Below are 18,828 nucleotides of genomic sequence, written 5' to 3' on the forward strand. Positions count from 1 at the left end.
GTCCCAGGGGCGGACGGGACGGACCCAGACCCCTTCGAGGAGCCCCATGTCTCACCCCCTCACGCGTCGGATCGCCCAGGCCGCGCTCGTCGTGGCGGCCGGAGCGACCCCGCTGGTCGCGGCCGGCTCCGCGTCCGCACTGGGCGGGGACGCCCTGCTGCCCAAGAGCGACCTCGCGGCGCCGTTGGGCCAGCTGACCAACACCGACACCGGTTCCACCCTGCAGCACACCACCCACCAGCTCGGCCAGGCGGCCGGCACCACCGGCGCGGCCACCGTCGCCGCTGGCGTACCGGCCTCCGCCGACGCGGCCGGCAACATCGTCGCCCACCAGCTCCCCGAGGCGAACGAGAAGGCCAGCTCGCTGACCGCCCCGGTCGACCAGACCGCCGCCACCACCGGCCAGCTCTCCGCCGTCACCCCGAAGGTCGCCTCGGCGCTGGCCGGCAAGCTCGGCGAGGCCGTCACCGGCAAGGGCATGGGCACCCGCAGCGCCAACGCCGGCTCCAGCCCGGTCGGCGGGCTCGCCCAGGCGGGCGGCGTCGCGCAGGCCCTGCCGGGCGCCGACAAGCTCTCCGGCGCCGTCCCCGGCACCAACGCCGTCACCGACGCGCTGCCGCTGGGCTCGGTGGAGCGCGCGCTGCCGCTCGGCTCGGTCGAGCACGCCGTCCCCGGCGGCCTGCCCGGCGCCGACGTCCTGGGCCTGGCCGAGCACGGCTCCGCCAACCGCCTCGGCGGCGCCGACCTCGGCCCGAACAACCCGCTGTCCGGCCTCACCGGCTCGCTCGGCCCGATCGGCGGGCTGCTGGGCGGCGTGAACGGCGGCAGCATCAGCGGCCTGCCGGTGTAGTCCGCGCGCGGCACGGTCCGTGCGGACACCGGCCCGCACGGGCCGTGCCGCATGTCGAAGGGCCGGTGTTCCTCCTCGGAACGCCGGCCCTTCGACGTCCGCTCAGCGCGCCGCGCGCAGCCGCTCCACGGCCGCGGCGACCCGCTCGTCGGTCGCGGTGAACGCGACCCGGACGAAGCGGCCGCCGGCCGGCCCGTAGAAGTCACCGGGCGCCACCAGGATGCCCAGTCCGGCCAGTTCGGCGACGGTCTCCCAGCACGGACGGTCCTGGGTCGCCCACAGGTAGAGGCTCGCCTCCGAGTGCTCGATCCGGAAGCCGTAGGCCTCCAGCGCCGCCCGCAGCGCCGAGCGCCGGGCCGCGTACCGCTCGCGCTGCTCGGCCACGTGCGCGTCGTCCGCGAGCGCGGCGACGGTCGCCGCCTGGACCGGGGCGGGCACGATCATGCCGCCGTGCTTGCGCACCTCCAGGAGCTCCCGGACGACCACCGGGTCGCCCGCGACGAAGGAGGCGCGGTAACCCGCCAGGTTGGAGCGCTTGGAGAGCGAGTGGACGGCCAGCAGGCCCTCGTGGCTCCCCCCGCACACGTCGGGGTGCAGGACGGAGACCGGGTCGGCCTCCCAGCCCAGCTCCAGGTAGCACTCGTCGCTGACCAGCAGCGCCCGGTGCTCGCGGGCCCACTCGACCGTACGGCGCAGTTCGTCCGCGCCCAGCACCCGGCCGGTCGGGTTGGACGGCGAGTTCACCCAGATCAGGCGCACCCGGGAGCCGTCCAGCTCGTCCACCGAGTCGTACTCGACCGGTTCGGCGCCGCACAGCCGCGCGCCCACCTCGTACGTCGGGTAGGCCAGGCGCGGGTAGGCGACCTGGTCGCCGGGGCCGAGGCCGAGCTGGGTCGGCAGCCAGGCCACCAGCTCCTTGGAGCCGACGGTCGGCAGGACGGCCTGCGGGCCGATCCCGGCGCCGACGCGGCGGTGCAGCCAGCCGGCGATCGCCTCGCGCAGCTCCAGCGGGCCCCAGACGGTCGGGTAGCCGGGCGTGTCGGTGTGCGCGGCCAGCGCCTTCTGGATCAGCTCGGGGACCGGGTCCACCGGGGTGCCGACGGAGAAGTCGCAGAGGCCGCCCGGGTGGGCCACGGCGGTCGCCTTGTACGGCTCCAGCTTGTCCCAGGGGAAGACCGGCAGGAGGTCGGAAACGCGGCGCGCCGCCCCCGGGTGGCCCGGGAACGGCGCGCGCGTGCTGTCGATGCTCACAGCTTCGATGCCACCGATCGTCAGTGGTCGGCGTTCTGCGGCGGCAGAGCGGCGATGAACGGGTGGTCGCGCTCGATCAGGCCCAGCTTCGAGGCGCCGCCGGGCGAACCCAGGTCGTCGAAGAACTCGACGTTGGCCTTGTAGTAGTCCTTCCACTCCTCCGGAGTGTCGTCCTCGTAGAAGATCGCCTCGACCGGGCAGACCGGCTCACACGCGCCACAGTCGACACACTCATCCGGGTGGATGTAGAGCGATCGCTCGCCCTCGTAGATGCAGTCAACCGGGCACTCTTCGATGCACGCCTTGTCCTTCACGTCGACACAAGGCTGCGCGATGACGTAAGTCACGCTGTCTTTCCTCCTCGGAAGGGCCTGGTGGCCCGTTCTGTTCTGCTCGCGTGCGCGGTGAGCGCGGCGTCGTCGATGCCCGCCCCTAGTATCGCGGGTCGGAGACCGCAAATGCACAGGAGGTGGCCAGATGACGCCAGGCAACCCGGTGGACGGCCGTCCAGAGGTCCGGATAGACCGCTCTGACGTGGGACTTCGCGTGTCCGTCCGGCGCCTCTCCGAGTTCGTGGACGACCGGCCGGTGTTCCGGGATTCGATCGGCGTGCTCACATCGTGGGACGATCATGGGTTGACGGTCGTGCCCCGGTCCGGGGACCCGGTCTTCTTGCCGGAGAAGCTGCTGGTCGCAGGCAAGGTCGTGCCGCCGTTTCCCGCCCGGCGCGCTCCGCTGCCGGTCACCTCGCCGGTCGAACTGCAGCGGATCGCGGGGCGCGGCTGGCCGGCCGTCGAACAGGAGCCGCTCGGCGAGTGGACGCTGCGCGCCTCGGCCGGGTTCACCCGGCGGGCCAACTCCGTCCAGGCCCTCGGGGACCCGGGGATGCCGCTGCCGCGGGCGCTGGCGGCCGTCCGCGCCTGGTACGCGGAGCGCGGACTGCCCTCGTACGTCGAGGTGATCACCCCCGGGTCCCCGGAGGAGCTGCGCGCCGAACTCGACCGGCTGGGCGCCGGGTACGCGCCCACACTGGTCCGCACCGCCCCGCTGGCCGGGCTCGCCCGGACCGGCCGCGGGCACGACCGGGTACGGCTGGCGCGGACGGCCGACGCGGCCTGGCTGTCGCTGTACCGGCGGGTGAGCGGGGATCCGGCGGTCGAGGAGGCCGCCCGGCAGGTCCTGCACGGCGGGCCGTCGGTCTGGTTCGCCACCGTGCCGGGAGCGCCCGGGCAGCCGCCGCTGGCCATCGGACGCTGCGTCATCGAGGGGCCCTGGGCCTGCTTCGGCGCCATAGAGGTGCAGCCGCACGCCCGGCGGGCCGGACTGGCGACGGCGGTCATGGCGGTGCTCGCCTCGCGGGCGGCCGAGGAGGGGGCGAGCGGCGGCTACCTGCAGGTCGAGGCGGAGAACACCGGGGCGATCGCGCTCTATGACGGACTCGGCTTCACGACCAGTCACACTTACCACTACGCCCTGCTTCCCCAGGGGTAGCAGCCCGCCCGTTCGTCTTGCCGTTCGTCTTGCCCGTTTGTCCGCCCGCCGTACGAAAGCCGTCGCCGTCACCGTGACCGAGCAGAGCAGAGACCGCTTCCGGACCGCCGCCCGCGCCGAGCACCCCGACCCGGTGCTGCTCTGCCTGCTCGCCGCCGCCGAACACGGCCCGGCGCTCGACCCCGACGACCCCGGCGAACCCCCCAGCCCGGACGCCCTGCTCGCCGCCTGCGAGGCCGCGCTGGAGCGGCACGCGGCCGCCGTCCGGGTGGCCGTCGCGGAGCGCGCGCCCGCCGGACCGGAGGAGACCGCCGCGCTGCTCGCGGCCGTCCTCGGCGGGCGGGAGCGCTTCCACGGGCGGCAGGCGGACTACCGGCGGCTGGAGTCCTCGCTGCTGCCCGAGGTGCTGCGGCGCCGCCGGGGGCTGCCGATCATGCTCTCGCTGGTGTGGACGGCGGTCGGGCAGCGGGCCGGGCTCACCGTCCACGGCATCGCGCTGCCCGGCCACTTCATCGTCGCCGTCGGCGGGCCGGCCGGCGGCGAGGACTACGTACTGGCCGACCCGTTCCACGGCGGGCGGCTGCTCGACCCCGGGGACGTCGAGCGCCTGGTCGCCGCCTCCGGGCACGACTTCACGCCCGCGCTGCTCACCCCGGCGCAGCCGCTGGACGTCGTCCTGCGGGTGCTCGGCAACATCCGCGCCTGGGCCGCCGACCGCCCCGAGCACGCCCGCACCCAGCTCTGGGCCACCGAACTCGCCCTGCTGCTGCCCCGGCACCCGGCCCAGCTCCGCCTGGAGCGGGCCGAACTCCTCGTCCGCACCGGGGACTTCCTCGGCGGCTCGGCGGAGATGGACGCCTACGCGCAGATCCTGGACGCCTTCGACCCGGACGGGGCCGCCAAGGTCCGGCAGGAGGCCCGGGCGGCCCGGCACCGGCTCAACTGAGCGCGACTGGGCGGACAGGACGGACTGGGCGGACTGGGCGCGGCGGCTACAGCCAGCCCTTCTCGCGGGCGATCCGGACCGCCTCGGTGCGGTTGCGGGCCTCGGTCTTCTGGATCGCCATCGACAGGTAGTTGCGGACCGTCCCCTCGGACAGGTGCAGCCGCTCGGCGATGTCCGCGTTCACCGCGCCGTCGGCGGCCGCGCCCAGCACGTCCCGCTCGCGCGCGGTCAGCGGGTTGGCGCCCTCGGCCAGCGCGGCCGCCGCCAGCGCCGGGTCGATCACCCGCTCGCCGCGCAGCACCCGGCGGATCGCCTCGGCCAGCTCGGAGGCGGGCGCGTCCTTCACCAGGAAGGCGTCCGCGCCGGACTCCATCGCCCGGCGCAGGTAACCGGGCCGGCCGAAGGTCGTCGCGATGACCACCTTGGTGACCGGCGCCGCCCGGCGCAGCTCGGCGGCCGCGTCGATGCCCGTCATCCCCGGCATCTCGATGTCCAGCACGGCGACCCGCACGTCGTTGGCCAGCACCGCCGCCACCACCTCGTCCCCCCGCCCGACCTGCGCGACGACGTCGATGTCCCCCTCCAGCCCGAGCAGCGCGGCCAGCGCCTCCCGGACCATCCCCTGATCCTCGGCCAGCAGCACGCGGATCGGGGCCCCGTTGTCAGTGTCGTTCATGGCCATGACCTTAGAGGGCAACGGGCTTGAGTCTCCGGTAAGGGGAGAGTCCACAGTGGTCCCCATGGACGGCAGCCCCGCGGACGGCATCCGCTACTCGATCGGCGACCTCGCCCGGCGCACCGGGCTCACGGTCAAGACCATCCGGTTCTACGCCGACACCGGCCTCGTCCCGCCGACCGGCCGCACCCCGGCCGGCTACCGGCTGTACGACGTCCGCGCACTCGCCCGGCTCGACCTGGTGCGCACCCTGCGCGAGCTCGGCCTCGACCTGCCCGCGATCCGCCGGGTGCTGGAGCGGGAGGCCCCGCTCCCCGAGGTCGCCGCCGCGCACGCCGAGGCGCTGGAGGTGCAGATCCGCACCCTGCGGCTGCGCCGGGCGGTGCTGCTGGCCGTCGCCCAACGCGGTTCCACCCCTGAGGAGATGAGACTCATGCACAAGCTCGCCAAGCTCTCGGACGCCGAACGCCGGCGCCTCGTCCACGACTTCATCGACGAGGTGTTCGGCGGACTGGACGCCAACCCCGAGTTCGTCGCCATGATGCGCTCGGCGATGCCCGAACTGCCGGACGAGCCGCGGCCGGAGCAGGTCGAGGCCTGGGTCGAGCTGGGCGAACTCGTCCAGGACCGGGACTTCCGCGCGGCCGTGCGGAAGATGGCCGAGCACCAGGCCGCGGAGCGGGCGGACGGGGACCGCACGGGCCTGCACCACGCCCTGACCGAGACCGTGACCTCCGAGGTCCGCGCCGCGCTGGCCGCCGGGATCGCCCCCGCCTCCCCCGGGGCCGACCCGGTCGTCGCGCGCCTGTCCGCCGCGTACGCCGAGACCTTCGGGCGCCCGGACGACGAGGAGCTGCGGCGGTGGCTGCTCGACCGCCTCGGGGCGGCCGACGACCCGCGCGCCGAGCGCTACTGGCAGCTGCTGGCGACCGTCAACGGCTGGCCGGTCCCGGAGGGCCTGCGGGACGTATTCGAGTGGTTCTCCGAGGCCCTGCGGGCCAGACTGACGGGATGCTGAGCCTGGAACCCCTCCGTCCCGACCACGCCGAGGCCCTGCTGGCCTTCGAGCGCGCCAACCGCGCGTACTTCGCGCGCAGCGTCCCGGACCGCGGCGACGCCTACTTCGCCGAGTTCCCCGCCCGCCACGCCGCGCTGCTCGCCGAACAGGCCGCGGGCACCTGCCGGTTCCACGTCGTCCGGGACGCGGACGGAGAACTCGTCGGCCGGGTCAACCTGGTCGACCTCGTCGACGGCTCCGCCGAGGTCGGCTACCGGATCGCCGCGTCCGCCGCCGGGCGCGGGATCGCCACGGCCGCGGTCGCGGAGGTCTGCCGGCTCGCGGCCGACGGCTACGGGCTCCGCGCCCTGACCGCGGTCACCACCGTGGACAACCCCGCCTCGCAGACCGTCCTGGCCCGCAACGGCTTCCGGTTCGGGCACGAGTTCCTGCTCGACGACCGCCCGGCCCTCGCCTACCGCCGCGACCTGGTGCCGTAGGGCCCGTTCAGAGGTGCCGTCGGGCGGCCTCGACGCTGTCCGCGCCACTGCTGTTGAAGGCGATGGCGGCCCCGGGGGCGTGCCGGCGGACCAGGTTGACGACCTGCTCGAAGAACACCAGGGCGGGCTCCGGCTTGCGGATGCCGCCGCCGATGACGACGACGTCCCAGGGGCGGGAGGAGAGCGCCGCCACGACGGCGGGCTCGGCGGTGTCGTCGGGGGCCAGCAGGGTCATCGCGGCGTCGATGCCGTGGTCGGCGAAGCGGGCGAGTTCGGCGTCGAGGACGGCCCGCATGCCGTCGCCGTCCATGCCGGGGATGGTGTGCGGGTCGAAGCCGAGAACGAGAACAGTGGGCATGTCCCGAACGACGATCGGTACGGGTCCACGAGTTCCCCTCACGGGAGGCGGCCGGCCCCGGCGTTCACCCGTACCGGTTCACCGCGGCCCGGCCTTCGGCGAGGAGCCGGCCTCGGGCTCCGGGGCGGCGACCGTCCGCAGCGGCACCGAGGCCCGGACCCGGAAGCCCCTGCCGCGCTCCCCCGGTCCGGTCTCCAGCCGTCCGCCGACCAGCGCCAGCCGCTCGTCCAGCCCGGACAGCCCGTTCCCCGGCTGGGACTTGCCCGGCCCCTGCCCGTCGTCGACGATCTCCAGCACGGCGTAGCGCTCACCGCTCGCCTCCCAGCTCTCGTCCGCCGTGACCGTGCAGACGGTGGCGCCCTCGCCGTGCCGGACCACGTTGGTGACGGCCTCGCGCAGCGCCCAGGCCAGCGCGCCCGCCTCCTCGTTGGCCAGCCCCGGCCAGCTGTCCACCAGCTCCGGCGCGGCCTCCAGCCGGACCTGTGCGGCGGCCAAGGCGGTACGGGCGGCGGCGAGTTCGACCGGCAGGGTCGGGCGGCGGAAGCCGGTCACCGCCTCCCGGACGTCGATCAGCGACTGCCGGGCGACCTGCTCGATGTCGGCGACCTGCGCCCGCGCCGCCTCGTCCTTGCCGGCGTCCATGAACCGCCCGGCCAGCTCGCTCTTCAGCGTGATCAGCGAGAGCGAGTGCCCGAGCAGGTCGTGCAGGTCGCGGGCGAGCCGCAGCCGCTCCTCGGAGGCGGCCAGGTGCGCGACGGCGGCCCGGGCCTCGCGCAGCTCCCTCATGGTGGCGACCAGCCGCTGCAGGCCGGTCATCGCGACGCCGGAGAGGAACCCGCTGAGCGCGAAGGTGGCGATGTTGTCCATGCCCGCGTGGATCAGCAGGCCGACGGCGGTGATCAGCGCGGCCATGCCGGCCAGGGCGCGCAGCGCGTACCGCGCCGGGGTGACGATCGCGACGCACACCGAGGTGTAGATGAACAGGGTCAGGAAGGCTTCGCCGAGCACGAAGGCGCAGGCGATCGCGAGTACCACCATCATCGCGACGACCACCTGACAGGCGCGCGGCCGCATTCCCTCGGTGGAGCGGAAGATCACCAGCAGCACGTAGCCGGCCACGAAGAAGGCCAGGCAGCTCCAGCCGAGCACCAGGGCGCCCGTGCTGTGCACGCCGTTCAGCAGCCGGCTCACCGGGTAGGCCAGGTAGATCATCCAGAGCAGCATCCAGGTGACCTTGACCAGCAGCTGCCGCCTGGTCTCCACCGGGGAGCCGGGGACGTTCATGAACGAGGCACGCGCCGGGCCCGCGTCCGGGTGTTCGTCGGGGCCGTGGACCTGGCGCGTGTCACTCATGTCGATCATCATGCCTGCCGGGTGTCGCGGCGGTACAGGGCCGCGGCGGCGACCACGAACACCACCAGGAAGGCGCCCAGTCCGGCGACCGCGACGGTGTCCAGGGACTGCCCGGGCCGGGTGAAGGTGGCCAGGTGGTTGTACAGGTACACCGGGTTGAGCCGGGCGAACTTCTCCAGCGAGCCGCTCACCGGGAACCAGGTACCGCCGAGCAGCGCCATCGCCATGTAGACGATCATCACGATCGGCTGCACCGCGTCCGGCGCCGCCGCGTACCCGAGCGCCACCCCGAGCGCCGCGAAGACGAAGCTGCCCAGCCACAGCGCGACGACCAGCCCGGCCCACTGCGCCGCGGTGAGCGAGACGCCCTGGGCCGCGCCGACCGCGAAGACCACCAGGATCGCCGGCAGCGTGGTGACCGCGCTCGCCGCGATCTTGCCCATGGTGTAGGCCCGGCCGGGCAGCGCGGTCAGCCGCAGCTGCCGGGTCCAGCCGCTCTTGCGCTCCAGCGAGATCCGCTGCGCACTGCCGGTCAGCACCGCGCCGACCGCGCCGAAGGTGGCCATCGAGACCATGAAGTACGTCTTCACCGGCAACCCGCCCGCCTGGTTGGCGGCCCCGTAGGCGTGGATGAAGAAGACGTACATCAGCGCCGGGTAGGCCACGGTGAAGAACAGGTAGCGCCGGTTGCGGAGGGTCCGCAGGATCTCCAGCGTGATCAGGGTGGTCATCGCGCACTCTCCAGGGCCGCGTCGTTCCGGTCCAGCTCTCCGGTGATGGTCAGGAAGGCCTGCTCCAGGCCCACGCCGGTGACCTCCAGCCCGCGCGGGTAGAGGCCCGCCCGGTAGAGCCCGGCGACGCTCGCGTCGGCGTCCGAGGTCCGGATCCGCACCGTCCGCACCCCGGGGACCCGCGCGGTGACGTCCAGCGACCGCACGCCCGGCAGGGTGCGCAGCAGGCCCTCGTCGAACCGCCCGGTGTCCGGGAGGTCCCCGTCGTGGAGCTCGAAGGCGATCCGGCGGGCGCCGGCCCGGGCCTTGATCTCGGCGGAGCTGCCGTCGGCGATCAGCCGGCCCCGGTGCAGCACCAGGACGCGGTCGGCGATCGAGTCGGCCTCCTCCAGGTAGTGGGTGGCGAACAGCACCGTGCGCCCGGCGTCGGCCTGCGCCCGCATGCTCGCCCAGAACGACTGCCGGACGCTGACGTCCATGCCGGTGGTGGGCTCGTCCAGCACGATCAGGTCGTTGTCGCCCGCGATCGCCAGGGCGAAGCGGACCCGCTGCTCCTGGCCCCCGGACAGCTTGTCGACCCGGCGCTCCGCGAGCTCGGTGATCCCGGCGTCGGCCAGCACCTCGGTGACCGACCGGCCGCGCGGGTGCACGTCGCAGGCGAGCCGGACGATCTCGCGTACCTTGACGTCGGACATCAGCCCGCCGCTCTGCAGCATCGCGCCGACCCGGCCGGCCTCGATCGCCGCCCGCGGGGTGCCGCCGAAGAGCGTCACCCCGCCCTGGTCGGGCTCGCGCAGCCCGAGCAGCAGGTCCAGGCTGGTGGACTTGCCGGCGCCGTTCGGGCCGAGCAGGGCGACGGTCTCGCCCGGCCGCAGCACGAGGTCCAGTCCGTCCACGGCGCGTACCCGCCCGTAGCTCTTTCCCACGCCGCGGAAGGCGGCCACCTCGGTGTCCATCGCCCGGCTCCTCTTCCCTGGTGCTGTCGCGTCCGGTGCTGTTCGCACCACCTCAGGGTCCCGCGCGGGCGGTTCGCGGCGGCAGTGTCCGCCGTCGTGCCTTCGACATGACGGATGTCATGCCGGCGGCCGGTACCGAGGTCACGGGTACCGGCCGCCGAACGTGCTGGTCAGGAGGGTCCTACAGCCCCAGCGAGCGCTTCACGAAGTCGACTTGGAGCAGCAGCAGGTTCTCCGCGACCTCCTCCTGCGGGGTCATGTGGGTGACGCCGGACAGCGGCAGCACGGTGTGCGGGCGCCCGGCGGCGAGCAGCGCCGAGGAGAGCCGCAGGGTGTGCGCGGCCACCACGTTGTCGTCGGCCAGCCCGTGGATGATCATCAGCGGGCGCTCCAGCCCGGCCGCGTACCCGCTGAGCGAGTTGCCCGCGTACACCTCGGGCCGCTCGGCCGGGTCGCCCAGGTAGCGCTCGGTGTAGTGGGTGTCGTACAGCGCCCAGTCGGTCACCGGCGCGCCGGAAACCGCCGCGTGGAACACGTCCGGGCGGCGCAGCACGGCCAGGGCGGAGAGGTAGCCGCCGTACGACCAGCCGCGGATGGCGACCCGGCCGAGGTCCAGCGGGAACTCCCCGGCGAGCGCCCGCAGCGCCTCGACCTGGTCGTCCAGGGTGGCCCCGGCGAAGTCGAAGGCGATCGACTTCTCCCAGGCCGGCCCGCGCCCCGGGGTGCCGCGCCCGTCGGCGACGACCACCGCGAAGCCCTGGTCGGCGAACCACTGCGAGTTGAGGTGCGGGTTGTGCGCCTGGACGACGCGCTGCCCGTGCGGGCCGCCGTACGGGTCCATCAGGACGGGCAGCAGGCCGTCGCGCTCCCGGTCGTAGCCGGTGGGCAGGAAGACGGCGGCCGGGATGCGGCGCTCGCCGGCGAAGCGGAAGACCGGACGGGCGGTGATGGCCGGGGTCTCGGCGTAGGAGGCGATGGTCGCGACGTCGTCGACCACCAGGCCCTCGGGCAGGTCGCGGGCGACCTGGACCAGGGTGCCGGGCAGGTCGGGCTCGGCGGTGGCCCGGACGGTGATCCCGCCGCCGTGCACGGCGCTGGTCACCGAGGTGAACGGCCGCCCGTTGGCGGACTCCCAGCCGAGCCGCTTGCCGTCGTGGCTGATCCGGCCGACGGCGATCCAGCCGGGCTCGGGGTCGGTCTCGGCGGCGCCGCCGGAGGCGCTGAAGAACACCTCGTCCTCGGTGACGGCGACGACGGACCTGACGTGCAGGTCGGCCCCGGTGACGGTCCGGTCGCCGACGACCAGCGCCCGCACCCCTCCCTCGTCGCTGATCCGCACCAGCTCGCCGCCCGGGGTCCACGCCGGGACGCCCCCGAACAGCTCCAGCCAGGCCGCGTCCTCCTCCTCGTGCAGCACCTCGGTGGCGCCGGTGGTCACGTCCAGGCCGAGGATCCGCTGGCGGCGCTGGTCGCGGGACTGCACCTGCAGCAGCGGCACGCCGCCCTTCGACCAGTGCACCCGGCCGAGGTAGGGGAAGGCCGCGCGGTCCCAGACCACCTCGGTGCGCCCGCCGTGCAGGTCGAGCACCCAGAGGCCGACCTCGGCGTTGGCGGTGCCGGCCGCCGGGTAGGCGATCTCGGCGGGCTCGCGGTCCGGGTTGGCCGGGTCGGCGATCCACCAGCGGCCCACCGGGCTGTCGTCGGCGCGCTCGACCAGCAGCCGGTCGCTCTCCGGGGACCACCAGAAGCCGCGGGCGCGGTCCATCTCCTCCTGGGCGATGAACTCGGCCTGGCCCCAGGTGACGTTCGGGCCGTCCGGCTCGGCGAGCACCCGGTCGCCGCTGCCGTCGGCCCGGGTCAGCCGCAGCTCGCCGGCCGTGTTGGCGTACGCGACGCAGGAGCCGTCCGGCGCCGGGCGCGGGTCCAGCAGCGGGCCGCGGGCGGGCAGTTCGGTGGTGGCGCCGGTGGCGAGGTCGGCCGTGAAGAGCCGGCCGGAGAGGGCGAAGGCGGCCAGCGCGCCGGTCGCGTCCAGGGCGTAGCCGACGATGCCGGCCGAGCTCTCGCGGCTGCGCTCCCGGCGGGCCTTCTCGGCCGGGGAGAGGTCCTCCTCGCCGCCGCCGAGCAGGACCGCCGGGTCGGCGGCGATCCGCTCCTCGCCGGTGGCCGTGTCGAGGCTCCAGAGCAGGTTGGCCCGGTCGTTGCCGGAGCGCGAGCGGAGGAAGACGACCCGCGAGCCGTCCGGTGCGACGGAGAAGGAGCGGGGCGCGCCGACGGTGTAGCGCAGGGTCCGCGCGTACTGCCGGGGGAAGGTGTCCGCAGGGGTGTGGGAGGTCATGGCACCAGACCCTACGACGCCGAACTGCCGCTGCCGGGAGGCTGGTGATCACTCGTTCGGAGCATCACCCCCGAGGGCGCCCCAAAGGGGCCCAAACGGCCTCCGACCGGCCCGGGCGCCCCGCGGGCGCCGCCGCACCCCGGCACGCCGGGACTCACTGAATGTAATGCTCCCCTTACCCATCGGGTATGACTTGTCGGGCAGGTGGTCGTCGGCCCCGTCCCGGGCCCCGGCCACCCGCAGCCCCAGTCCCGCACCGTCCCACCGCCGCCCTCCCGGGGCGGCGCGCCCGAGAAGGGGTGTGAGCCGACATGGCCATGAACATCTCCGCCGCCGTGCTGATGCTGGTCATCGTGGTGGTGCTGATCCGCCGCTCCGGCCTGAAGCTGGCGCACGCGATCGTCTGCGCGCTGCTCGGCTTCTACCTGGCGTCCAGCTCGATCGCACCGTCGATCAGCCAGGTCACCAGCAACCTCGCCGGGATGATCAACGGCCTGAAGCTCTAGGGTCACCCGGCCGGTGGTTAGGCTTCCTCCCATGACCGCGACTACCGGCCGCCGACTCCTCCTGGTGCACGCGCACCCCGACGACGAGTCGATCGGCAACGGCGCAACCATGGCCCGGTACGCCGCCGAGGGCGCCCGGGTCACGCTGGTGACCTGCACCCTCGGCGAGGGCGGCGAGGTGATCCCCCCGGAGCTGGCCCATCTGACGGCCGATCGGGAGGACACCCTCGGCGCGTACCGGATCGGCGAGCTCACCGAGGCGATGGCCGCCCTGGGCGTCACCGACTTCCGCTTCCTCGGCGGCCCGGGGCGCTACCGCGACTCCGGGATGATGGGCGTGCCCGACAACGACGTGCCCGGCTGCTTCTGGCGGGCGGACGTGGACGAGGCGGCCGGCCACCTGGTCGCGGTGATCCGCGAGGTGCGGCCGCAGGTGCTGGTCACGTACGACGAGGACGGCGGCTACGGCCACCCGGACCACATCCAGGCGCACCGGGTCGCGGTGCGCGCGTACGAGCTGGCCGCCGACCCGGCGCACCGCCCCGAGCTGGGCCCGGCCTGGCGGATCGCCAAGGTGTACTGGAACCGGATGCCCCGCTCGGTGATCGAGGCCGGGCTCGCCGAGACCGCCGCCAAGGCGTCCTTCCCGGGCGTCGCCCGGCCGTCCGACATCCCCGGCGTGGTCGCCGACGAGGTGGTCACCACCGTGCTGGACGGCGCCCGATACGCCGGGCGCAAGGCGGCCGCGATGGCCGCGCACGCCACCCAGATCACCGTGGACGGCGCCTTCTTCGCGCTCTCCAACGACCTCGGCCAGCCGCTGCTCGCCACCGAGTACTACCAGTTGGCGCACGGCCAGGCCGGGCCCGGCGAGCCGGAGGACGACCTGTTCGCCGGCCTCGACGACGCGGCCGCGAGCACCGGGGAGGACACCCGATGAGCAAGACCGCCGACCGGCCACCGCACCGTTCGATCCCGGCGACCGTCCTCGGCACCCGCGACGAGCGGCTGGCCGAGCCCCAACCCCCGCGCGCCGCCCGGATCGCGGCGTATGTCCTGTTCTTCCTGCTGGGCATCGCGGTGTCGGTGTGCGGATCCTTTGTGCAGGCCCTGTGGCCGCCCGTGGGAGTCCTGCTGGCACTCGCCGCGAGCTGCGCCACCTTCTACGGCGGGCTGCGGGTCACCGGCACCCGGCTCGGCGCGGGCATGCCCGTGGCCGGCTGGTTCCTGGCGATGCTGCTGCTGATCGTGCCCCGGCCGGAGGGCGACAACGTGCTGTGGTCCAACGCCACCTCGCTGGCCTGGCTGTTCGGCGGCTCGGTGCTGGGCGTGATCTGCGCCACCCTGCCCACCCGGACCAGCTGGTTCCCCGGGGTGCCCGGCCCGCCCCGCTGACCCCGTCGGAGCACGCCGTACCGCACCGCGCACGACGCGCAGTCAGGAGCACACGGCCTTACTCTCATACCGGAGGAACCGGACGTATCAGGATCTGTCCGAAGCCGTTCACCGCTCAGTTCTTCCCAGTATGGTGGTCCCGCAGAACGCCGTACCCGACCGCCGCCCGCCCCAGCCGGGCCCGGCGACCACGAACCGCGGTCGCGCCTCACGGCCCGCCCGCGAACCCGGAGCAGAGCAGCATTGAGCAGCCGCGAATCTGACAACGCCCACCCGACGCCCCGGCGCACGGGTCCGGACGCCTACCCGTCGGGCACGCCGCCCTACGGCACGCCCGGGCTCCCCGGCGGCGACCGGGCCGCGGCCGGTGCCGGACAGGGCGCCGCGTCGGGCGGCGAGGACGACGGTCCGAAGACCGAGACCACCTTGACCACCCGGGTCCGGATCAACATCCCCGGCTCGCGTCCGATCCCGCCGGTCGTCGTCCGCAGCACCGTCAAGAACGAGGACGGCACGGCCGACGAGGCCCCGTCCGCCACCCCCGAGCAGGGCAACCCGCGCCACCGTTCGGCGCCGGCCTCGCCGGTCCTCGGCGTGATGGAGGGCGGCGGCGGCACGGCCACCCCGCCCGACCTGCCGCCGGAGTGGGAGATCCCGGCGATCCCGCCGGCGACCTCGGAGTCCGAGTCCACCGGCGCCTGGTTCCGGCCGCGGCAGAAGAAGGCCGCCGAGCCCGCCCCGGCCGCCGTGCCGGCCGGTGCCCCGAGCGCCCCGGCCGCGACCGGTGCCGCCGCCGAGCCCCGGCCGCAGGGTGCCCGTCAGGGCGGCGCCGCCGCCCGCGCCAACGGCGTCCCGAACGGCCGCCCGGTGCCCGCCCAGGGCAAGGCGCCCAACCCGGGCGCCCAGGCGGCTCCCGCCGCGCCGCGCCGCGCCGAGGCCCCGACCGAGGAGCCCGGCGTCTACGAGGCCGCCGACCCCTTCGCGCCCGTCGCCGACCCGTTCGCCCCGGCCCCGACGCCGGGCCCCGACGCCGGCACCCGCGGCCCGCGCGGCGGTCGTCCCCAGCAGAACGGCGCGCAGCAGAACGGCGCGAGGCAGAACCGGCCGCAGCAGAACGGCCCCCGTCAGGGCGGCCCGCAGCAGAACGGCCCGCAGAACGGCTTCCAGCCGAACGGCCACCCGAACGGCCCGCTCCCGCAGGGCCGGCCGGGCGGCGAGCCGAACCCGGAGGACACCTCCGTCGACGGCTTCGCGCCGATCCGCGAGAACACCCCGCCGCCCGCCGGAATATCCGGCCGGCCCCGCAACGGCGCCCCGCACGGTGCCGACGGCCGTCCGCAGCCGGGCCTGTTCGCCTCGGCGCCGACCGGCGCCGACCCGTTCGCCACCCAGCGCCCGGCCGGCCCCGGCCAGGACGGCCCCACCGCCCCGACGGGCCCCGGCGGGCTCTTCCCGGGCGCCCCCGGCGCGGGCCCGCAGCCCGGCCGCCCCCAGCAGCCCGGCCCCGACCCCGAGGCCACCGCGGTCACCCCGCTGCCGGCCCCCGGCTCCGGGCCCGAGGCCGGACAGGGCGCCCAGCGCGTGCCCACCCCGACGCCTCCCCCGGCGCCCGCCAAGGCCGAGCCCGCGTCCGGCAAGGCCAAGGGCAAGGGAAAGGCCAAGACCAAGGGCGGCGGCGGCAAGAAGGTCGTCAAGCTGGCCGTGTACGCCGTCGGCGGGGTGCTGTTCCTCGGCGCCGCCGCGTACGGCACCGGCCTGATGCTCAACCAGTCCGACGTGCCCAAGGGCACCGTGGTGCTCGGCACCGACATCGGCGGCAACAGCCGTGACCAGGCGATCCACTCGCTGGACGAGTCGGTCGGCAAGGCCGGCCAGCAGCCGCTCAAGCTGAAGATCGGCGACCAGACGGTGGACCTCGACCCGACGGTCGCCGGGCTGGGCTTCGACACCACCGCCACCGTGGACGGCCTGGCCCAGCACAGCTACAACCCGGTCGACGTCATCAAGTCGCTCCAGGGCGGCACCAAGGCCGTCGCGCCGGAGGTCAAGGTCGACCGGGCCAAGCTGAAGGCCGCCCTCGACTCGCTCGCGGCCGGCTCGGGCCAGGGCCTGCAGGAGGGTTACGTCAAGTTCGGCGAGCCCAACGGCGAGCCGATCGTCGTCCCCGGCCGGGCCGGCCAGGCGGTGGACTCGGCGAGCGCCCTGGACGTGGTCGAGCAGGCCTACCGCGACCGTGCGGCCGGCAAGCCCGACCAGCCGGTCGCCCTCGCCGTCACGGCCGCCCAGCCGAAGGTCTCGGCCCAGGCCCTGCAGGCCGCCGCCGACAGCCTCGGCAAGCAGGTGGCCGCCGGCAAGGTGCACGTCGTGGCCGGCGCCAAGTCCTGGGACTTCGGCGGCAAGACCGCCGCCAAGGCGCTCACGCTCGTCCCGGACGCCTCCGGCAAGATCGTGCCCAAGTGGGACCTCGACGCGCTCTCCGGCCAGCTGGGCAACGTGTTCGACAAGGTGAAGTTCAAGAAGAACGGCCAGCTCGTCGCGATCACCCCGCAGGACGTCGCGGACGGCATCGCCTCGGTCTTCGACAAGACCGGCGACAAGGACCGCACCTTCAAGTTCGCCGTCTGACGTACCGCCTTCCGTCGGGGGGGGCGGGGCCGCATCCGGTCCCGCCCCTCGACAACTCCACCCCCCGGTCAGCAAGATGTGACGCCACACCTACCGTCACATCCACCTCCGGGAGCACGCCGATGGGCCGCCGCCTCCAGCACCACGGGACGGCCCTGCTCGCCGGTCTCACCGCCCTCACCCTCTCGCTCGCGCTCTGTTCCTGCGCCTCCGGGCAGGGCGGCGGCGACGGCGCGGACGGCCTGCCGTCCTCCCCCGTGACGCCCAAGCTGACCTCGGTCGACACCAACCCGCAGGAGCGCGGCCGGCTCCGCCAGGGCGGCACCCTGAACCTGGCGATCACCCAGTTCTCCCGCCAGTGGTCGCCGATCCAGACCGACGGCAGCGAGTCCTCGACCATCGCCGTCACCAAGCCGCTGCTGCCGACCTTCTTCCGCTCGGACGCGGCGGGCACCCAGACCGTCAACCCCGCCTACCTGCAGGAGGCCCACGCCGACCTCAGGGACGGCAAGCAGGTGGTCACCTGGACGCTCAACCCGAAGGCGCACTGGTCCGACGGCACCCCGATCACCTGGCGCGACATCGAGGCCAACTGGCGGGCCCTGAACGGCAAGGACCCGGCCTACAAGGCGTCCAGCACCTCCGGCTTCGAGCAGGTCTCCTCCGTCGAACGCGGCAAGGACGACTTCCAGGCCGTGATGACCTTCGACCGGCCGTTCTCCGAGTGGCAGTCGATGTTCAACGGCGCCGGCAACGCCCCGCTGCTGCCGGCCGGCCGGATCGCCACCCCGGAGCTGTTCAACACCGCCTACCTGGACGCGATCCCGGTCACCGCCGGCCCGTTCAAGGTCGAGCAGCTGGACCGCGCCGCGCAGACCGTCACCCTGGTCGCCGACCCCGCGTGGTGGGGCGACAAGCCGATGCTGGACCGGATCGTCTTCCGCGCGATGCTCCCCGACGCGATGGCCGCCGCCTTCGCCAAGGGCCAGCTCGACCTGGTCAACAACGGCCCCGACGTGGCCGGTTACCAGACCATCCGGACCACCAAGGGCGCCGTGGTGCGCCGGGCCGGCGGCCCGGACTTCCGCCAGATCACCCTGAACGCCCGCACCCCCGCGCTGAGCGACGCGACCGTGCGCCAGGCCGTGTTCCAGGCGATCAACCGGGACACCGTCATCCGCTCCGACCTCAACGGCCTGGACTGGCCGGCCGTCCCGCTCAACAACCACCTGCTGGTCGCCAACCAGAACGGCTACCGCGACAACTCCCTCGGCCTGGCCCGCTACGACCCCGCCGAGGCCGCCCGCAAGCTGGACGCGGCCGGCTGGAAGCTCGACGGCGACGTGCGCAGGAAGGACGGCCACGAGCTGAACCTGCGCATGGTCATCCCGGCCGGTGTCACCCAGGCCCAGAACGAGGCCGCGAACACCACCAGGATGCTCAAGGACGTCGGGATCAAGGTCAGTACGGTGACCGCCCCCGTCAACGAGTTCTTCGACAAGTACGTCAACCGCAACGACTTCGACATCACCGCCTACTCGCTGCTCGGCACGCCCTTTCCGGCCAGCGGCAACCGCGCCAACTTCGTCCAGAACGGCGGCACCAACCACGTCGGCGCGGGCAGCCCGGCGGTCGACGCCGCGCTCGACCGGGCCGCCGCCGCGGGCGACGCCGCCACGGCCACCGAGGCCACCAACCAGGCCGACGGCGAGCTCTGGAAGGTGGCCGGCGTCCTGCCGCTCTACCAGCGCCCGCAGCTGTACGGCGCCCGCGCCGACCTCGCCAACATCGGCGCGCAGGGCCTGTCCGACATCGTCTGGGAGAACGTCGGCTTCCTGAAGTAGCGGGCGCCGGCGGG

At 74.4% G+C, this 18,828-nt stretch carries 18 protein-coding genes; 10 read left to right on the plus strand and 8 right to left on the minus strand.

Annotated features, from left to right (window positions below; genetic code table 11):
- Positions 1–46 precede the first annotated feature (46 nt).
- The gene (locus ACYP53_RS04680) at positions 47–850 is read left to right on the plus strand and encodes a hypothetical protein (RefSeq protein ID WP_459646691.1); all 804 of its coding nucleotides are present in this window, start codon (positions 47–49) and stop codon (positions 848–850) included.
- 102 nt (positions 851–952) lie between these two features.
- Here ACYP53_RS04680 and dapC read toward each other — a convergent pair whose 3' ends face one another.
- Positions 953–2,095 (minus strand): succinyldiaminopimelate transaminase, encoded by a 1,143-nt coding sequence (dapC, locus tag ACYP53_RS04685; RefSeq protein ID WP_459647951.1) that lies wholly within the window; start codon positions 2,093–2,095, stop codon positions 953–955.
- A 26-nt stretch (positions 2,096–2,121) separates the two neighbouring features.
- Entirely contained in the window at positions 2,122–2,448 is a 327-nt protein-coding gene (gene fdxA, locus ACYP53_RS04690; RefSeq protein ID WP_030061559.1) for a ferredoxin, read from the minus strand.
- 130 nt (positions 2,449–2,578) lie between these two features.
- Here fdxA and ACYP53_RS04695 point away from each other — a divergent pair, with 130 nt between their 5' ends.
- Together ACYP53_RS04695 and ACYP53_RS04700 are read left to right on the plus strand one after the other, a co-directional pair.
- On the plus strand, positions 2,579–3,592 hold the full coding sequence (locus ACYP53_RS04695) for a GNAT family N-acetyltransferase (protein WP_189915590.1): 1,014 nt from the start codon (positions 2,579–2,581) through the stop codon (positions 3,590–3,592).
- A gap of 37 nt (positions 3,593–3,629) precedes the next feature.
- On the plus strand, positions 3,630–4,538 hold the full coding sequence (locus ACYP53_RS04700; RefSeq protein ID WP_459646692.1) for a transglutaminase family protein: 909 nt from the start codon (positions 3,630–3,632) through the stop codon (positions 4,536–4,538).
- A 46-nt stretch (positions 4,539–4,584) separates the two neighbouring features.
- On the opposite strand, the gene ACYP53_RS04705 is transcribed toward ACYP53_RS04700, so the two are convergent.
- A complete protein-coding gene (locus ACYP53_RS04705) occupies positions 4,585–5,214 on the minus strand; it encodes a response regulator (RefSeq protein ID WP_459646693.1) in 630 nt (209 codons plus the stop codon).
- Between the two features lie 64 nt (positions 5,215–5,278).
- On the opposite strand from ACYP53_RS04705, the gene ACYP53_RS04710 reads away from it, so the two are divergent.
- Positions 5,279–6,232: a MerR family transcriptional regulator gene (locus tag ACYP53_RS04710; protein ID WP_459646694.1), complete on the plus strand. Its 954-nt coding sequence runs from the start codon at positions 5,279–5,281 to the stop codon at positions 6,230–6,232.
- Complete coding sequence (locus tag ACYP53_RS04715; protein WP_189915586.1) at positions 6,226–6,711, plus strand: GNAT family N-acetyltransferase; 486 nt, start codon at positions 6,226–6,228, stop codon at positions 6,709–6,711. Before ACYP53_RS04710 ends, ACYP53_RS04715 begins: the two co-directional genes overlap by 7 nt.
- Before the next feature lie 7 nt (positions 6,712–6,718).
- On the opposite strand, the gene ACYP53_RS04720 is transcribed toward ACYP53_RS04715, so the two are convergent.
- From ACYP53_RS04720 to ACYP53_RS04740, 5 genes are all read right to left on the minus strand, one after another.
- A complete protein-coding gene (locus ACYP53_RS04720) occupies positions 6,719–7,069 on the minus strand; it encodes a hypothetical protein (RefSeq protein WP_189915585.1) in 351 nt (116 codons plus the stop codon).
- A gap of 78 nt (positions 7,070–7,147) precedes the next feature.
- Complete coding sequence (locus ACYP53_RS04725; RefSeq protein WP_189915584.1) at positions 7,148–8,422, minus strand: sensor histidine kinase; 1,275 nt, start codon at positions 8,420–8,422, stop codon at positions 7,148–7,150.
- 8 nt (positions 8,423–8,430) lie between these two features.
- Entirely contained in the window at positions 8,431–9,153 is a 723-nt protein-coding gene (locus tag ACYP53_RS04730; RefSeq protein WP_459646695.1) for an ABC transporter permease, read from the minus strand.
- On the minus strand, positions 9,150–10,109 hold the full coding sequence (locus ACYP53_RS04735) for an ABC transporter ATP-binding protein (protein WP_189915582.1): 960 nt from the start codon (positions 10,107–10,109) through the stop codon (positions 9,150–9,152). The genes ACYP53_RS04730 and ACYP53_RS04735 overlap by 4 nt, the downstream gene beginning before the upstream one ends.
- 181 nt (positions 10,110–10,290) lie before the next feature.
- Complete coding sequence (locus tag ACYP53_RS04740; protein ID WP_459646696.1) at positions 10,291–12,444, minus strand: S9 family peptidase; 2,154 nt, start codon at positions 12,442–12,444, stop codon at positions 10,291–10,293.
- 311 nt (positions 12,445–12,755) lie between these two features.
- Between ACYP53_RS04740 and ACYP53_RS04745 the strand changes: the two genes are divergently transcribed.
- From ACYP53_RS04745 to ACYP53_RS04765, 5 genes are all read left to right on the plus strand, one after another.
- Complete coding sequence (locus ACYP53_RS04745; protein WP_030062563.1) at positions 12,756–12,950, plus strand: DUF2304 family protein; 195 nt, start codon at positions 12,756–12,758, stop codon at positions 12,948–12,950.
- A gap of 31 nt (positions 12,951–12,981) precedes the next feature.
- On the plus strand, positions 12,982–13,890 hold the full coding sequence (gene mshB, locus ACYP53_RS04750; protein ID WP_459646697.1) for an N-acetyl-1-D-myo-inositol-2-amino-2-deoxy-alpha-D-glucopyranoside deacetylase: 909 nt from the start codon (positions 12,982–12,984) through the stop codon (positions 13,888–13,890).
- Entirely contained in the window at positions 13,887–14,345 is a 459-nt protein-coding gene (locus ACYP53_RS04755) for a DUF6113 family protein (RefSeq protein ID WP_229928510.1), read from the plus strand. The genes mshB and ACYP53_RS04755 overlap by 4 nt, the downstream gene beginning before the upstream one ends.
- Before the next feature lie 243 nt (positions 14,346–14,588).
- Positions 14,589–16,970 (plus strand): peptidoglycan binding domain-containing protein, encoded by a 2,382-nt coding sequence (locus tag ACYP53_RS04760; RefSeq protein ID WP_459646698.1) that lies wholly within the window; start codon positions 14,589–14,591, stop codon positions 16,968–16,970.
- 122 nt (positions 16,971–17,092) lie between these two features.
- Positions 17,093–18,814 carry an ABC transporter family substrate-binding protein gene (locus tag ACYP53_RS04765; protein WP_459646699.1) on the plus strand — a complete coding sequence of 574 codons (1,722 nt, stop codon included), beginning with the start codon at positions 17,093–17,095 and terminating at the stop codon, positions 18,812–18,814.
- Positions 18,815–18,828: the final 14 nt, after the last annotated feature.

The organism is Kitasatospora sp. Ki12 (assembly GCF_054601375.1).

Bases quoted from the DNA above. Each gene is read 5' to 3' on its own strand.
- ACYP53_RS04680 (WP_459646691.1), top strand. From the start codon at position 47: ATGTCTCACCCCCTCACGCGTCGGATCGCCCAGGCCGCGCTCGTCGTG.
- ACYP53_RS04695 (WP_189915590.1), top strand. From the start codon at position 2,579: ATGACGCCAGGCAACCCGGTGGACGGCCGTCCAGAGGTCCGGATAGAC.
- ACYP53_RS04705 (WP_459646693.1), bottom strand. From the start codon at position 5,214: ATGAACGACACTGACAACGGGGCCCCGATCCGCGTGCTGCTGGCCGAG.
- ACYP53_RS04710 (WP_459646694.1), top strand. From the start codon at position 5,279: ATGGACGGCAGCCCCGCGGACGGCATCCGCTACTCGATCGGCGACCTC.
- ACYP53_RS04715 (WP_189915586.1), top strand. From the start codon at position 6,226: ATGCTGAGCCTGGAACCCCTCCGTCCCGACCACGCCGAGGCCCTGCTG.
- ACYP53_RS04720 (WP_189915585.1), bottom strand. From the start codon at position 7,069: ATGCCCACTGTTCTCGTTCTCGGCTTCGACCCGCACACCATCCCCGGC.
- ACYP53_RS04725 (WP_189915584.1), bottom strand. From the start codon at position 8,422: ATGAGTGACACGCGCCAGGTCCACGGCCCCGACGAACACCCGGACGCG.
- ACYP53_RS04730 (WP_459646695.1), bottom strand. From the start codon at position 9,153: ATGACCACCCTGATCACGCTGGAGATCCTGCGGACCCTCCGCAACCGG.
- ACYP53_RS04735 (WP_189915582.1), bottom strand. From the start codon at position 10,109: ATGGACACCGAGGTGGCCGCCTTCCGCGGCGTGGGAAAGAGCTACGGG.
- ACYP53_RS04740 (WP_459646696.1), bottom strand. From the start codon at position 12,444: ATGACCTCCCACACCCCTGCGGACACCTTCCCCCGGCAGTACGCGCGG.
- ACYP53_RS04745 (WP_030062563.1), top strand. From the start codon at position 12,756: ATGGCCATGAACATCTCCGCCGCCGTGCTGATGCTGGTCATCGTGGTG.
- mshB (WP_459646697.1), top strand. From the start codon at position 12,982: ATGACCGCGACTACCGGCCGCCGACTCCTCCTGGTGCACGCGCACCCC.
- ACYP53_RS04755 (WP_229928510.1), top strand. From the start codon at position 13,887: ATGAGCAAGACCGCCGACCGGCCACCGCACCGTTCGATCCCGGCGACC.
- ACYP53_RS04765 (WP_459646699.1), top strand. From the start codon at position 17,093: ATGGGCCGCCGCCTCCAGCACCACGGGACGGCCCTGCTCGCCGGTCTC.